Origin of the sequence: Corallococcus sicarius, from assembly GCF_003611735.1 — a bacterium.
GTDB lineage: Bacteria > Myxococcota > Myxococcia > Myxococcales > Myxococcaceae > Corallococcus > Corallococcus sicarius.
Map to the genome: position 1 here is coordinate 1 of NZ_RAWG01000085.1, position 14,393 is coordinate 14,393.

The window sequence follows — 14,393 nt, forward strand, 5'->3', positions numbered from 1 at the left end:
CCCCTGGTCATCACCTCTCCGCTCGCCGCCACGCCCGCTCCGATGCCCCCTCCTCAGACGACCCCTGCTCCCTCGGCCCCGGTCCCCAACGCCGCCGCCGCGGCGAAGGGCGCCAGCGACCTGGACCTGCGCTACCAGAAGTTCGACCCCATTGGCACGGGCCCCATGGGCACGGTCTTCAAGGGCCGCTTCAACGCCCTGGGGTTGGACATCTGCATCAAGGAGCTGAAGGACATCTTCGGCTACTTCTCCTTCCTGCAGCGCGGTGAGGTCCTCAAGCGGCTGAAGAAGGAGCTGTGCGCGCAGGCGCAGGTGCGCCACCCGGGCGTGGTGCAGATCGTCGACCAGAACGTGGAGTCCGCGCGGCCCTACTTCGTGGTGGAGCTGATGCGCGGCAGCCTGAAGGAGCGGCTGGAGTCCAGCGGCGGCAAGGGCCTCGACGTGCCGCACGCGCTGCGCACGTTCCTGCAGCTGGCCTACGGCCTGAGGGCCGCGCACGCCGCGGGGCTCACGCACCACAACCTCAAGCCGGAGAACGTCCTCTTCGACGCGTACGGCAACGCGAAGCTCGCCGACTTCGGCATGAGCCGCGTGGTGGAGGTGGACGCCACCAAGGGCATGCCCCAGGTGTTCATGGGCATGGGCGGCATGGCGTACATGGCGCCGGAGCTGATGAACCGGGCCGCCGGCGCCAAGGAGCCGGGCCCGTCCGCGGACGTGTACGGCCTGGGCATCCTGCTCTACGAGATGTTCACCGGACAGATTCCGGGCCGCCGCTCGCCGCTGCCCTCGGAGGTGAACCCGGAGGCGCCCAGCGGCCTGGATCAGCTCTTCGACAAGGCCACGCAGGACAAGCGCGAGCAGCGCTACCCGGACATGGACGCGATGCTGGAGGACTTCTACAAGGCCTTCCCGGAGCGCGAGTACCTGGAGCGCGGCGCGCTCATCGTCTCCTCGGAGCCGCAGCAGGACTGACGCAGGGAAGTCCACGCCGGGCAGGCGGGCCTCCACGCGAGGCTCGCCCGTCCCCGGAGGGGCTGTCAGACTGCGGCGCGCCCATGACCGCGCGCCCCTCCGACAGCGTCCTCCTCACCGTCACCGGAAGAGACGGTTCCGACACCACCGCCCGCCTCACCGGTTTCCTCGCGGACGCGGGCGCGGAGCTGCTCGACGTGGAGCAGGTGGTGGTGCAGGGCCTGCTCACCCTGGCCCTCCTCGTGCGCCTGCCCGACAGCGCCGGGGGCGAAGGCCTGTTGCAGGCACTCCAGGTCCTGGCCCGCGAGCTGGCCGTCACGGTGGACGTGCGGGCGGTGGCCCCCCTCGCCACGCCTCCGGGGCCGGAGCCGCTGCGCTACGTGGTCACCGCGGTGGGCAGGACGCTGGGCGCGCGGGAGGTGCACGCGCTGACGGCGCGGCTCGCGGTGCAGGGAGCGCGCGTGGAGCGCATCACCCGCCTGAGCGAGACGCCGCTGGGGTCGGTGGAGCTGCACGTCATGCTGCCGCCGGGCGTGGACCCCTCTGCGCTCAAGCGTGCGCTGCTGGCACTGTCCATGGAGAGCACCACGTTCGACGTGGCCCTCCAGCGCGAGAGCCTCTACCGGCGAGGCAAGCGGATGGTGGTGATGGACATGGACTCCACGCTCATCCGCATCGAGGTCATCGACGAGCTGGCGCGGGCGCACGGCGTCCACGCGAAGGTGGCCGCCATCACCGAGCGCGCGATGCACGGGGAGATGGACTACGACGAGTCGCTGCGCCAGCGCGTGGCGCTGCTCGCCGGGCTGGACGTGCAGGTGTTGCGGGAGCTGGCCGCGAACCTGCCGCTCACCGAGGGAGCGGAGACGCTGCTGCGCGTGCTGCGGCGGCTGGGCTACCGCACCGCGGTCATCAGCGGCGGCTTCTCCGTGGCGGCCGAGGCGCTCCAGGCCCGCCTGGGCATCGACTTCGCGTACTCCAATACGCTGGAGGCGGCGGACGGCAAGCTCACCGGCCGCACCGTGGGCACCATCGTCAACGCGCGCCGCAAGGCGGAGCTGCTGGAGACGCTCGCCCGGCAGGAGGGCATCCTGCTGGAGCAGGTCATCGCGGTGGGCGACGGGGCCAACGACTTGCTGATGTTGGAGAAGGCGGGGCTGGGCATCGCCTTCCGCGCCAAGCCCCGGCTGCGCGAGGCCGCCGACACGTCCATCTCCGCCGGCGGGCTGGACACCATCCTGTACCTGCTGGGCCTCACCGCGCGCGAATTGCGCGAGGTGACCTGAGGCCCTCGCTACAGGCGCATGCGCGCGGCCAGCTCACGCTGCTGCACCGCGCCCTTCTCGAAGACGAGTTCCAGCAGCGCGCGCAGGATTTTTGAACTCTTCTCCTGGTTCTGCTGCACCGTCTGCAGGCGCTGCAGGTCCGCCTCCGTCCACTCGGAGGTGGGCGAGCCGCCCGCGAGGATTTCATCCAGGATGTCGGAGGCGCTGGAGCCCGCGGCGGCCTCGGACGCGGCGGGGGCCTGCGCAGGGGGTTTGGCGTTCGGGTCGACGATGTCGCTGATGCGCTTCACGATCGTCTTGCCGCTCATGTCCACGACCTTGAAGTCCTCCTCCTCGGGGACTTCGCCCGCCTCCTGCTGCTTGGAGTCGGGCTTGAAGCGCTTCTTCTCCACCGGCTCCTGGCCGCGGTAGTTGCGCAGGATGGCGTGCTCGATTTCACGGTCCCCCGCGACCATGGGCACCACGCGGGCGCGGCTGCGCGCCGCCACCTGGTCCAGCGTGGCCAGGTCCGTGGGGTCCGACATCGCCAGCACCAGCGTCTTCCCGTTGTCCTTGAGCTGCACGGGGAAGACGCCCTTCTGCTCGGCGAGCGTGACGTCCACGCGCGCCAGGGCGGCCACGTCCTTCGTCAGGTTGCCCAGCTGCACGCGGGGCATTCCCAGCCCCTGGCAGATGGCCTGGGTGATGGTCTCCTCGGACGCCAGCCCCAGGTCCGCGACGACGCGCGACACGCGTCCGCCCCACTGGTCCAGCGACGCCAGCGCGCTGCGAAGCTGCAACTCGTCGATGACGCGCGCCTTGATGAGGATGTCGGCGATGCGATTGCGGGAAGGGGGAGCCATGGGGTGGGGATTCTAGCGTCTGATGGCGCGGACGCTCAGTCCACGTCACCGAACATGCCTTGAGAGCAAGGAGGCCGACGATGCAGCCCTTCGCGGATGCCGCCACCCAGACGTGCCCGTACTGCGGTGAAGAGGTGGAAGTGGATGTGGATTCGCTGGGCGCTTCCTCCGAAGCCTACGTGGAGGACTGCCCCGTCTGCTGCCGTCCCTGGGAGGTGAAGGTGACCCGGGACGAGGACGGCGCCGCCGTCACCCTGGGCCGCGACGACGACTGACCGGCCGGGGAGCAGGCGACCGGGCAGGGGCTTCAGGAACGCGGTCCGGGACGGCCGGGGCCGTTGCTTGACACGTTCCGAAGCATGGTTCTCTTGAGTCTTGTGAGGCGCTGCCGGGCCCTCCCGCAAACGAGGCGCGGGGGGCACGGCCGCCGAACTCAACAACGACTGTGCAACCGCACGACGTGCGCCTTTCGGGGCGACACGAACAGGAGACGACCATGCTCACCCACCGCAATGCCTACAACGCCGCCGTGACGCTGCCCCTGCTGCGCGACTTCGACCTGCTCTTCCGCGAGCTGTCCTCGGCGGGCACCCGTCCGGACATGGAGCACACCCTGACGCCCGCGGCCGACATCCTCGAGGCCGAGGCCGGCATCACGCTGCGCATCGACCTGCCGGGCCATGACGCCAAGGCCATCCAGGTGAAGGTGGAGAACGACGTGCTGACCGTGCGCTCCGAGCGCAAGGCGGAGACCGTGGCCGAGGGCACCACCCTGCGGCGCCAGGAGCGTCCCGCGGGTGTCTACGCGCGCCAGTTCCGCCTGCCCAACACGGTGGATGCCAGCCGCGTGGAGGCCCGCTACGACAACGGTGTGCTGTCCCTCACCCTGCCGCGTCGCGAGGAGACCAGGCCCCGCGTCGTCGAGGTGAAGGTGCAGGGTTGATGCGCAATGCATCACCTGTCACCGCTCAGGGAGGCCGCTGCCTTCGCAGGCGCGAGGCGCGGCGGCTCCCGCAAGCATCAACCGACTCGAGGGCTTCCGCTGTGGGCCAGGCGGAAGCCCTCGTTCTCTACTTGCGGACGTTGAGCGCCAGCGGCACCCGGAACAGCTCCATCACCTGCGTCACGTCCAGCGGCTTCGCCAGGCACGCCACCGCGCCGGCCTGCTTCGACGCCTCCACGACGTCGGGCGTGTGAAGGCTCGTCATGGTGATGAGCCGCACGCCTTCCATCTGCTTGCGGGCGCGGATGCGCTTGCAGACCTCGATGCCGTCGATGTCCGGCATGTTGAGGTCGATGATCATTCCGTGCGGCTTCTGCTCCGACACCAGCAGCAGCGCCTCCACGCCGCTCGTCGTCGTCTGGAGCTCCACCTGATTCGCGTGCGGCTTGAACGCGCGCTTGATGGCGTCCAGCGTCTGCCGCTCGTCGTCCACGACCAGCAGGCGCACCGTGCTGCTGCCCAACTCCTCGGGCACGGGCATCTGATGGGTGACCAGGAAGGTGCGCAGGTCGGTCGAACGCACCCGACGGTGGCCACCCGGAGTCCGGAAGGCCATCAGGATGCCGCGGTCGATCCACTTGCTCACCGTCGACGGGTCCACCTGAAGCAACCGACTGATGTCGTGCGTCGTGTAGAGCTGGTCCGTCATCGCCGTACTCCCCTCGGACTGCATCGTTCCACTAGCCATGGAAATAAACACCTACCTTGAATGCGGGGTTTGATCAACCCACCTACGACGTGCTGCGTTTATCTGCCCTTCTCATCAGACCCACGGCGTCATCCCAACGGCCACTGGCACGGAGGCACAACTCCACCAATTCGCGGGCGGCTCCGTGACCGCCAACGTTCTGGGTAACGAAGTGCGCTTCCTGGCGCACCTCTGGAACCGCATCCGCGGGACATGCGGAAAGCCCTGACTGGGACATGGGGTCCAGGTCGTTGAGGTCATCGCCCATGTAGGCGCAGGCGTCCGCGGGCACATTGAGCTGGGCGAGCAGCTCATCAAGGGCAGGGCCCTTCTCCCGGCGGCCCTGGAAGACGGCGGCGAGGCCCAATTCTCGGCCCCGCGCTTCGACGATGCGGGAGGTGCGCGCGGTGAGGATGGCGGCGGGCAGCCCCACCAGCCGGGCCATCACGAGCGCGTGGCCATCCTTCACGTTGAAGCGCTTCATCACTTCGCCGTCGCCGCCGTAGTACAGGCCGCCGTCGGTGAGGACACCATCCACGTCGAAGACGAGCAGCCGGACGCGCGACGCACGCGACGTCAGCTCTTCCCTGCCCGGCTTGGAAGGCGCTTCCGTCTGCATGGCCTCCTCACCTTTCGCGTCCATCAGCCGGCTTCGTGACCCAGCGCGCGACGGATGCTGAGCACATCTCGTACCACGTCCTCGAACATCTGTGGATTGAGCGAGCACGGACCGTCACACAGGGCACGGTCGGGGTCTTCGTGGACTTCTGTGAATAAAGCGTCAATCCCGGCAGCGGCGGCGGACCGGGCGAGCAGCGAGACGAACTTCCGCTCGCCGCCCGTCTTCCCATCGCTGGAGCTGGGCAGCTGCACGGCGTGGGTGGCGTCCATGCACACGACGAGTCCGGCTTCGCGCATCTGCGCGAGGCCGCGCATGTCCACCACGAGGTTGTTGTAGCCGAAGGAGGATCCCCGCTCGGTGACGAGGATGTTGGGGTTGCCCGTCTCCACGGCCTTCCTCGCCGAGTGGACGATGTCCTTGGGGGCCACGAACTGTCCCTTCTTCAAGTTCACCCCCCGCCCCGAGCGGGCCACCGCCTCCACCAGGTCCGTCTGCCGACAGAGGAAGGCCGGTATCTGGATGATATCCACGACTTCAGCGGCTGGCCCGACGTGGCTGGTTTCATGGACGTCCGTGAGCACGGGCACGCCCACCTCGCGCTTCACGCGGTCCAGGATTCTCAGACCTTCCTTCAAACCGGGGCCGCGGAAGGACTTGCCGCTGGTCCGGTTGGCTTTGTCATACGAGCACTTGAAGGCATACGGCACGCCCAGCCGGGTGGTGATGGCCTTGAGCAGGTGGGCGTGGCGCAGCGCCATCTCCTCGGACTCGATGCTGTCCGGGCCGGCGATGACGAAGAGGCGCTCGCCGGGACCGACCTTGTGACCGCACAGCTGGATGGAAGGCGTCGTGCTCATGCGCGCACCGGGGTGGTCGTGGCCGTGGCCGGGACGGTGGTGCCGCGGGAGGAGTCCCGCTGGGCGAGCGCCGCGCCGATGAAGCCGGAGAAGAGGGGATGGGGCGCGAAGGGCTTGCTCTTGAACTCGGGGTGGAACTGGCAGCCGACGAAGTACGGATGATCCGACAGTTCGATCATCTCCACCAGATTCAGCTCCGGATTGTGGCCGGAGATGACGAGCCCCGCCTCCTGGAGCCGGCCGCGGTAGGCGTTGTTGACCTCGTAGCGGTGGCGGTGGCGCTCCTGGATGTTGTCCTGGGCGTAGAGCTTCTGGGCCACGGTGCCGGCCTTGAGGGCGCACGCGTAGCTGCCCAGGCGCATGGTGCCGCCCTTGTCCTGCACCTTCACCTGGCTCTCCATCAGCGTCACCACCGGGTGCGGGGTGTGCTCGTCGAACTCCAGGCTGTTGGCGCCCTTGAGGCCCAGCACGGTGCGGCTGAACTCCACCACCGCCATCTGGAGCCCCAGGCAGATGCCGAAGAAGGGCAGCTTGTTCTCCCGCGCGTAGCGGACCGCGGCGATCTTCCCCTCCGTGCCGCGCACGCCGAAGCCGCCGGGGACGAGCACCGCGTCCACGCCGCCCAGCATCGCCTCCGGCCCCTGGGCCTCCACGTCCTGGCTGTCCACGAAGCGCAACTTCACGCGCACGTCGTTGGCGATGCCGCCGTGGAGCAGGGACTCGTTGAGGCTCTTGTAGCTCTCCGTGAGGTTCACGTACTTGCCCACGATGGCGATGGTGACTTCACCGCGCGCGGGCTCGTAGATCTTCCGGACGATGGTCTCCCACTTCTCCAGGTGGGGCGCGCGGCTCCAGATGTTGAGCACCTCCGCCAGGCGCTCATCGAGTCCCTGGCGGTGCAGCTCCAGGGGCAGCTCGTAGATGCTGCGCACGTCGGGGGACGTGAACACGTTGCCGTTGTCCACGTTGCAGAACATCGCGATCTTGTCCTTCAGCTCGCGGGAGATTTCGCGGTCGGTGCGGCACAGCAGGAAGTCCGGCTGGATGCCAATCTCCCGCAGCTTCATCACCGAGTGCTGCGTGGGCTTGGTCTTCACCTCGCCCGCGGCGCCGATGTACGGCAGCAGCGTCAGGTGGATGTAGACGGCGTTCTGGCTGCCCACGTCGTAGCGCATCTGGCGGATGGCCTCGAGGAAGGGCAGGGACTCGATGTCGCCCACGGTGCCGCCGACCTCCACGATGACGACGTCCACGTCCTGCGAGGCCTGGCGGATGCTGGCCTTGATCTCGTCGGTGATGTGGGGAATCACCTGGACCGTCTTGCCCAGGTACTCACCGCGACGTTCCTTGGTGATGACCGCGTTGTAGATGCGGCCGGAGGTGAAGTTGTTGAGGCGGCTCATCCGGGCGTGGGTGAACCGCTCGTAGTGGCCCAGGTCCATGTCGGTTTCGCCACCGTCCTCGGTGACGAAGACCTCGCCGTGCTGGAAGGGGCTCATCGTGCCCGGATCCACGTTGATGTAGGGATCCAGCTTGATGAGCGTGATGTCCAGCCCGCGGTTCTCCAGGAGGGCGCCAATGGATGCGGAGGCCAGTCCCTTCCCCAGCGAGCTGACCACGCCGCCCGTCACGAAGATGAACTTGGTTTTCTTGGAGCGCATGTCCCTTCCTGCCAAGAGGGCCAGGGGGCGTCAAATAATCTCTGCCGGCTGAACGGCTGGCAGGCCCCGGGAGGCCCGCCGGACCTTCACTGCGCGTCCCAACCGCCCGGGCGGGCGACCGCGAACTGCTGGGCGTCCGGCTGCCCCACGCGGAAGCGGCGCAGGTCGCAACCACGGCAACTCCAGCCTTCCCAGCCTTTCTTCACGACTTGGTGGAGGCACGAGTCGTAGTTGGGACAGAAGAGGTTGCGCTGGGTGTCCACCATCTCCTCGTCACGGAGGGCGGAGGGCAGGGGGATGGGACAAGGCGTGATGGACACGAGGTTCTCCGACAGGCGACCACGGCAGGCGTGGGTGGCTCTTCCCCCCGGGCGGCTCGAACCGGCGACGGAGGCGGACATTCCCAGGTGGGGTGGGGGACAAAAAAAGTCGCCCCCGTCGGCAAAGACGGAGGCGACCGGTACCGCGGGCGTCAACCACCGCCGAGGAGACCCTCGCTAGCAGGCCACCGCGACGGAGGTAGACGCCTGATTCATGCTGTCGATCAAGGCATCACCTCCTTTCTTGAGGCGCTTGAAATAATGCGCCTTCTTTTTTCGCGCCACGGAGACTGCGAAGCGGGCGGGGCCGGAAGCGGAGCGAGCGTTCAGGCGGCGACAACCTGGCGTTCCACGAGGCGGCGGTAGAGCCCCTCCTGCGTCATCAGGGCGGCGTGGGTGCCGCTCTGCACCACGCGGCCGGACTCCAGCACCAGCACGCGGTGGGCGTTGGCCACGGTGGACAGCCGGTGCGCGATGATGAGCGTCGTGCGGCCCTGCATCAGCCGCTCCAGCGCGTCCTTCACCAGGTGTTCGCTCTCCGCGTCCAGGGCGGACGTGGCCTCGTCCAGGACGAGGATGCGCGGATCCTTCAGCACCGCCCGTGCGATGGCGACGCGCTGCTTCTGGCCGCCGGACAGCTGCACGCCCCGCTCGCCCACCTCCGTGCGGTAGCCGTCCGGGAAGCGGCCGATGAAGTCGTGCGCGTGCGCGGCCTTCGCGGCGGCCTCCACCTCCGCGTCGGTGGCGCCCGGGCGGCCGTAGCGGATGTTGTCCCCGATGGAGCAGGAGAACAGCAGCGGCTCCTGGGCGACCATGCCCACGTGCTGGCGCAGCCAGGCGGGGTCGAGCGTGTCCAGGGGGCGCCCGTCGAGCAGCAGCCGGCCCTGATGCGGGTCATAGAAGCGGGACAGGAGGGCGGCGAGGGTGGACTTGCCGGCGCCGGAGGAGCCCACCACGGCGACGACCTCTCCGGCCTGGAGGGTGAGGTTGATGCCCTGGAGCACCGTCACGTCCGGGCGCGAGGGGTAGGCGAAGCGCACGTCCTGGAACTCCACCCGGCCCTCGACCGTGGCGGGGCGCTCACCGCCTCCGGCGGGGATGGTGGGCTCGCGGTCCATCAATTCGAAGACGCGCTCGGCGGCGCCCGAGGCGCGCATGAAGTCCGCCCAGAGGTCCGCCAGGGAGCCCAGGGACATGGCCACGAGCATCGTGTAGATGAGGAACGAGGTGAGGGCGCCGATGGTGAGCTGGCTGTCCACCACCAGCCGGCCGCCGTACCAGAAGACCACCACCGCGGCGATGTAGCCCACGCTGGAGACGCCGCCGATGAAGATGGAGGACTGGCTCGCGCGCCTGCGGGCCACCTCGAAGGCATGGCGCACGGCGTTGCCATAGCGCGCCACCTCCGACGGCTCCGCCGCGAACGAGCGCACGGTGCGAAGGCCCGACAGGCTCTCTTCCGCGACCTCGCTGGCCTTGGCGAGCGCGTCCTGCACCTGGCGTGACATCAGTCGCACGCGCCGGCCGTACAGCACGCTGCCCACCGCCACCGGGGGGACGATGGCGAGCATCAGGAGCGTGAGCGTGGGCGAGGTGTAGAAGAGCAGCGCGACGCCGCCCAGCGTCTGCACCGCGTGGCGCAGGCCCATGGAGATGTTGACGCTCACGGTGTTCTGCAGGACGGCGGTGTCGGACTGCAGCCGGCTGGTGAGCTCTCCGGTGCGGTGGGTGTCGAAGAAGGCCACCTCCTGGTCCATGAGCCGGTGGAAGAAGTCGCGGCGCAGGCGCATCACCACGCGGTCGCCCACGATGGTGAAGAAGTAGGCGCGCAGCGCGGTGGCGACGCCCTGCACCAGGAAGACGCCCAGCATGATGAGCGCGGCCCGGTCGATGAGCTCGCGGTTCTTCGCGTTGAGCGCATCGTCGATGAGGATGCGGATGCCCTGCGGGAACGCGAGACTCGCGCCGCTGCTGATGACGAGGAAGCAGGTGGCCAGCACCAGCGTGGGGACTTCGGGGCGGGCCAGGGACAGCAGCCGACGCAGGGTTACGCCTGAAGGGCGTCGGGGCGTCGGAGGATTGACGGATGGGGGCACCGCCGGAGCCTACTGGACTCTCGCCAGGCATGCAGCCGGCAGGGACGTGCCGGCCCGGGATGCAGCCAGGGCGGCGGCGGTGCTATCTCCTGAGAGAGGTTTTCCCATGCGAGGAGGGGCCATGGAGAAGCGCGTCTTCGGCAACACCGGGGTGGCGGTGCCGGTCATCGGTCAGGGCACCTGGCAGATGGAGGACGACGACGCGCAAGGCGCCATCCGTGCCCTGCGCGCCGGGCTGGACCTGGGGCTCACCCACGTGGACACGGCCGAGCTGTACGGGCGGGGCCAGGTGGAGGAGGCGCTCGTGGCGAAGGCCCTCGAGGGCCGGCGCGACGAGGTGTTCCTCGTGTCCAAGGTGATGCCGTCGAACGCGACGCAGAAGGGGACTGTGACGGCGTGTGAGCGCAGCCTCCAGCGGCTGCGCACGGACAGGCTGGACTGCTACCTGCTGCACTGGCCCGGCTCCCACCCGCTGGAGGGCACGGTGCGCGCCTTCGAGCAGCTGGTGAAGGACGGGAAGATCCGCTCCTGGGGTGTGAGCAACTTCGCGGTGGATGAGCTGGAGGAGGTGCTGGCCCTCGCCGGCCCGGGGCGCATCGCGTGCAACCAGGTGCTGTACCACCTGGAGGAGCGCGCCATCGAACACGCCGTCGTCCCGTGGTGCGAAGCGCGGGGCGTGGCGGTGGTGGCCTACAGCCCGTTCGGCAACGGCCACTTCCCGTCACCGGACAGCGCCGGGGGCCGGGTGCTGGCGGCCATTGCCCACGCACATGGCGTGACGCCGCACCAGGTCGCGCTCCAGTTCCTCGTGCGCCGGCCGTCGCTGTTCGCCATCCCCAAGGCCAGCGACGTGGGGCACGTGCGCGACAACGCGAGCGCGGCCTCGCTGAAGCTCACCCGGGAGGACCTGGCGCGCATCGACGCGGCCTTCCCCCTGGGGGACGAGCCGGACTCACTGCCCGTGATTTGAAACATCCTGAAACATGACGCGGGCGCTCAGCCGCGCTCGCGCAGGAGCGCCTCCACGCGGGCCACGTCCTCCGGCACGTCCACCGCCACGGTGCGCCAGGACACGCGGGCGCAGCGGATCCGCAGGCCGTGCTCCAGGGCGCGCAGCTGCTCCAGCTTCTCCGCCTCCTCCAGCGGCGTGGGGGAGAGGGTGGCCAGTTGCAGCAGGGTGTCCCGCCGGTAGCCGTAGAGGCCCAGGTGGGCCCAGCGGCGCACGGGCGTGCCGGGCTCGCGGACGTGCGGCACCGGGGCGCGGCTGAAGTAGAGCGCGTCGCCGTTGAGGGCGAGCACGGCCTTCACCACGTTCGGGTTCTCCAGCTCGTCCGGCTCCAGGGCGCGCACCAGGGTGCCCATGCGGACGGTGTCGTCCTGGAAGAGCTCCGCGAGCACCTTGAGCGCGGCGGGGTCCACCAGCGGCTCATCCCCCTGCACGTTCACCCACACGTCCACGTCCGGCCGGGCGCGGGCCACCTCCGCGATGCGGTCCGTGCCGGTGGGGCAGGCAGGGCTGGTCATCACCGCGCGGCCGCCGAAGCCCTCCACCACGTCGCGGATCCGCGCGTCGTCCGTGGCGACCCAGACCTCGGCGAAGGCCTGGGCTTCCTGACAGCGGCGCCAGACGTGTTCCACCATGGGGCGGCCGGCGATGAGGGCGAGCGGCTTGCCGGGGAAGCGGGTGCTGGCATGGCGGGCGGGGATGACGGCCACGGGCCGGGAGGCGGACATGGGGCGTCATCTATCAGATTCAGGACGTCCCGCACCCGCACCGGGGCCGCTGGACACCCTGTGCCACTAGGCAGGAAAGGCGCCGTGCCTACTTTGCGCAGCGACATGAAGAAGGTCATCCATATCGTTGGCGCGCGTCCGAATTTCATGAAGGTGGCCCCGATCCACAAGGCCATCGCCGCGCGTACCCCGTTGCAGCAGCTCGTCATGCACACCGGCCAGCACTACGACGCGAAGATGAGCGACGTGTTCTTCGCCGACCTGGGCATGGCGGCCCCGGACATCCACCTGGGCATCGGCTCCGGCAGCCACGCCGAGCAGACGGCGAAGATGATGGTGGAGATGGAGAAGATCTTCCTCAAGGAGAAGCCGGACCTGGTGTCCGTGGTGGGCGACGTGAACAGCACCATCGCCGCCGCGCTCGTCACGTCCAAGCTGGCCATCCCGCTGTCCCACGTGGAAGCGGGCCTGCGCAGCTTCGAGCGGCACATGCCAGAGGAGATCAACCGCGTCGTCACCGACCGGCTCTCCGACCTGCTGCTCACGCCTTCGCGCGACGCGGACGCGAACCTCCTCAAGGAGGGCATCGACCCGAAGCGCATCCACCTCGTGGGCAACGTGATGATCGACTCGCTCCTGTCGTCCAAGGAGAAGGCCGACCAGCTGCCCACGCTCAAGCAGCTGGGGCTCACGCCGCGCACCTACGTGGTGGCGACGCTGCACCGTCCGTCCAACGTGGACAACCCGAAGCTGCTGGCGGGCCTGCTGTCCACGCTCATCCACGTGGCGAAGAAGGTGCCCGTCGTGTTCCCGGTGCACCCGCGCACGCGCAAGATGATCGCCGAGCAGGGCCTGGCGGCCGAGCTGGAGAAGACGCCGAGCCTCAAGCTGGTGGACCCCATGGGCTACCTGGAGTTCCTGTCGCTGACGTCCCAGGCGCAGCTGGTGATGACGGACTCGGGCGGCCTGCAGGAGGAGACCACCGCGCTCAACGTGCCGTGCCTCACGCTGCGCGAGGAGACCGAGCGGCCCGTCACCGTGGAGGTGGGCACCAACGAGGTGGTGGGCACCGACCCCACGCGCATCCGCGAGGCGGCCGACCGCATCCTCGCGGGCGACGTGAAGAAGGGCCGCGTGCCGGAGCTGTGGGACGGCCGCACCGGCGAGCGCATCGCGGACCTCTACGCTCGCGTGCTGGGCGTGGAGACGAAGCGCGCCTTTGGGTGAGCGGTCTTCGCGTTCCAAAGCGTGGTAGACGGGGCGCTACGTCATGCGTGAAGACGCCGCTCCCGCTTCCCTGATTGATCCGGTGCCTGAGCCGGTGACGCCCGCCTCGGAGGTCCCCGACGGCTACGTGGACATCCCGTTCGTCGTGGAGCCGAACTACGCCGGCTGGCGGTTGGACCGCTACCTCTGCGAGAAGATCCGCCGCATGGACCTGGAGCGCGTGCAGGGCATCATCCTGCGCGGCGTGCTGTGCGACGCGTACCGCCTCAAGCCCTCCACGCCCGTGTACCCGGGGCTGACGTTCCGCATCCGCCGCCCCTCAAGCCAGGAGCCCGCGACGCCCACCGCGCTGCCCGTCGTCTTCTCCGATGACTGGCTGCTGGTGCTCGACAAGCCGGCGGGGCTGCCCATCCACCCCACCGCGCGCTACCACAAGGGCACCCTCGTCACGCTGCTGCGCGAGCGCTTCGGTGAGCGCTTCGCGGAGCCCGCGCACCGGTTGGACCGGGAGACGAGCGGGCTGGTGGTGTGTGGCCGCACCACCGAGTCCTGCCGCGTGCTGGGCGGGCTGTTCCTGTCGCGCGAGGTGCACAAGGAGTACCTCGCGCTGTGCGAGGGCCATCCGCCCGAGGACACCTTCCTCGTGGATGCGCCCATCGCGGAGGGCACGGACCTCATCCGCATCGCGGTGCGGATCGACGCGGTGCAGGGCAAGCCCAGCCGCACGCGCTTCCAGGTGCTCCAGCGCTTCGTGCAGGACGGCGCGCCGTTCGCGCTCTTGCGCTGCTTCCCGGAGACGGGCCGGCAGCATCAGATCCGCATCCACCTGCACGTGGCGGGCTTCCCGCTGGTGGGGGACAAGATGTACGGACCGGATCCGGGCTACTTCGACCGCTTCAGCAAGCACACCCTGGAGCCCGAGGCGTGGGCGCGGCTGCGGCTGCCCCGGCACGCGCTGCACGCGGAGCGCATCACGTTCCCGCACCCGGGCACCGGTGAGAGCGTCACCTTCGTCTCACCGCTGCCAGGGGACCTTCAGGACTTCATCGACGGGAAGATGCCGGCCCCCTGAAGAGGGCCGG

15 protein-coding genes are annotated in these 14,393 nt (G+C 69.2%); 7 read left to right on the forward strand and 8 right to left on the reverse strand.

Annotation, left to right across the window (positions count from 1 at the left end; all coding sequences use genetic code 11):
* Positions 1 to 975, forward strand: a 975-nt coding sequence (locus D7X12_RS15415; RefSeq protein ID WP_208719059.1) for a serine/threonine protein kinase, incomplete at its 5' end; no start/stop codon positions are given.
* 83 nt (positions 976 to 1,058) lie between these two features.
* Positions 1,059 to 2,261, forward strand: a complete 1,203-nt coding sequence (gene serB / locus D7X12_RS15420; protein WP_120626033.1) for a phosphoserine phosphatase SerB — start codon at positions 1,059 to 1,061, stop codon at positions 2,259 to 2,261.
* Between the two features lie 8 nt (positions 2,262 to 2,269).
* On the opposite strand, the gene D7X12_RS15425 is transcribed toward serB, so the two are convergent.
* Positions 2,270 to 3,103, reverse strand: a complete 834-nt coding sequence (locus D7X12_RS15425; RefSeq protein WP_120626034.1) for a GspE/PulE/PilB domain-containing protein — start codon at positions 3,101 to 3,103, stop codon at positions 2,270 to 2,272.
* An 80-nt stretch (positions 3,104 to 3,183) separates the two neighbouring features.
* Here D7X12_RS15425 and D7X12_RS15430 point away from each other — a divergent pair, with 80 nt between their 5' ends.
* Together D7X12_RS15430 and D7X12_RS15435 are read left to right on the forward strand one after the other, a co-directional pair.
* Positions 3,184 to 3,378: a CPXCG motif-containing cysteine-rich protein gene (locus D7X12_RS15430; RefSeq protein WP_120626035.1), complete on the forward strand. Its 195-nt coding sequence runs from the start codon at positions 3,184 to 3,186 to the stop codon at positions 3,376 to 3,378.
* Between the two features lie 221 nt (positions 3,379 to 3,599).
* Positions 3,600 to 4,046: an Hsp20/alpha crystallin family protein gene (locus D7X12_RS15435; RefSeq protein WP_120626036.1), complete on the forward strand. Its 447-nt coding sequence runs from the start codon at positions 3,600 to 3,602 to the stop codon at positions 4,044 to 4,046.
* 127 nt (positions 4,047 to 4,173) lie between these two features.
* Here D7X12_RS15435 and D7X12_RS15440 read toward each other — a convergent pair whose 3' ends face one another.
* From D7X12_RS15440 to D7X12_RS15465, 6 genes are all read right to left on the reverse strand, one after another.
* A complete protein-coding gene (locus tag D7X12_RS15440) occupies positions 4,174 to 4,794 on the reverse strand; it encodes a response regulator (RefSeq protein WP_120626037.1) in 621 nt (206 codons plus the stop codon).
* A 43-nt stretch (positions 4,795 to 4,837) separates the two neighbouring features.
* On the reverse strand, positions 4,838 to 5,413 hold the full coding sequence (locus tag D7X12_RS15445) for a KdsC family phosphatase (protein ID WP_208719061.1): 576 nt from the start codon (positions 5,411 to 5,413) through the stop codon (positions 4,838 to 4,840).
* 23 nt (positions 5,414 to 5,436) lie between these two features.
* Complete coding sequence (gene kdsA, locus D7X12_RS15450; protein ID WP_120626039.1) at positions 5,437 to 6,273, reverse strand: 3-deoxy-8-phosphooctulonate synthase; 837 nt, start codon at positions 6,271 to 6,273, stop codon at positions 5,437 to 5,439.
* Positions 6,270 to 7,934 (reverse strand): CTP synthase, encoded by a 1,665-nt coding sequence (pyrG, locus tag D7X12_RS15455; RefSeq protein WP_120626040.1) that lies wholly within the window; start codon positions 7,932 to 7,934, stop codon positions 6,270 to 6,272. Before pyrG ends, kdsA begins: the two co-directional genes overlap by 4 nt.
* A gap of 86 nt (positions 7,935 to 8,020) precedes the next feature.
* The gene (locus tag D7X12_RS15460) at positions 8,021 to 8,254 is read right to left on the reverse strand and encodes a hypothetical protein (RefSeq protein ID WP_120626041.1); all 234 of its coding nucleotides are present in this window, start codon (positions 8,252 to 8,254) and stop codon (positions 8,021 to 8,023) included.
* Positions 8,255 to 8,580: 326 nt separating this feature from the next.
* Entirely contained in the window at positions 8,581 to 10,350 is a 1,770-nt protein-coding gene (locus D7X12_RS15465) for an ABC transporter ATP-binding protein (protein ID WP_120626042.1), read from the reverse strand.
* Positions 10,351 to 10,471: 121 nt separating this feature from the next.
* Here D7X12_RS15465 and D7X12_RS15470 point away from each other — a divergent pair, with 121 nt between their 5' ends.
* Positions 10,472 to 11,320, forward strand: a complete 849-nt coding sequence (locus D7X12_RS15470) for an aldo/keto reductase (protein ID WP_120626043.1) — start codon at positions 10,472 to 10,474, stop codon at positions 11,318 to 11,320.
* Positions 11,321 to 11,346: 26 nt separating this feature from the next.
* On the opposite strand, the gene kdsB is transcribed toward D7X12_RS15470, so the two are convergent.
* Positions 11,347 to 12,084, reverse strand: a complete 738-nt coding sequence (gene kdsB, locus D7X12_RS15475; protein WP_120626044.1) for a 3-deoxy-manno-octulosonate cytidylyltransferase — start codon at positions 12,082 to 12,084, stop codon at positions 11,347 to 11,349.
* Positions 12,085 to 12,189: 105 nt separating this feature from the next.
* Between kdsB and wecB the strand changes: the two genes are divergently transcribed.
* Both wecB and D7X12_RS15485 read left to right on the forward strand, forming a co-directional pair.
* Positions 12,190 to 13,311 carry a non-hydrolyzing UDP-N-acetylglucosamine 2-epimerase gene (gene wecB / locus D7X12_RS15480; RefSeq protein ID WP_120626045.1) on the forward strand — a complete coding sequence of 374 codons (1,122 nt, stop codon included), beginning with the start codon at positions 12,190 to 12,192 and terminating at the stop codon, positions 13,309 to 13,311.
* Positions 13,312 to 13,354: 43 nt separating this feature from the next.
* On the forward strand, positions 13,355 to 14,383 hold the full coding sequence (locus D7X12_RS15485) for an RluA family pseudouridine synthase (protein ID WP_120626046.1): 1,029 nt from the start codon (positions 13,355 to 13,357) through the stop codon (positions 14,381 to 14,383).
* Positions 14,384 to 14,393: the final 10 nt, after the last annotated feature.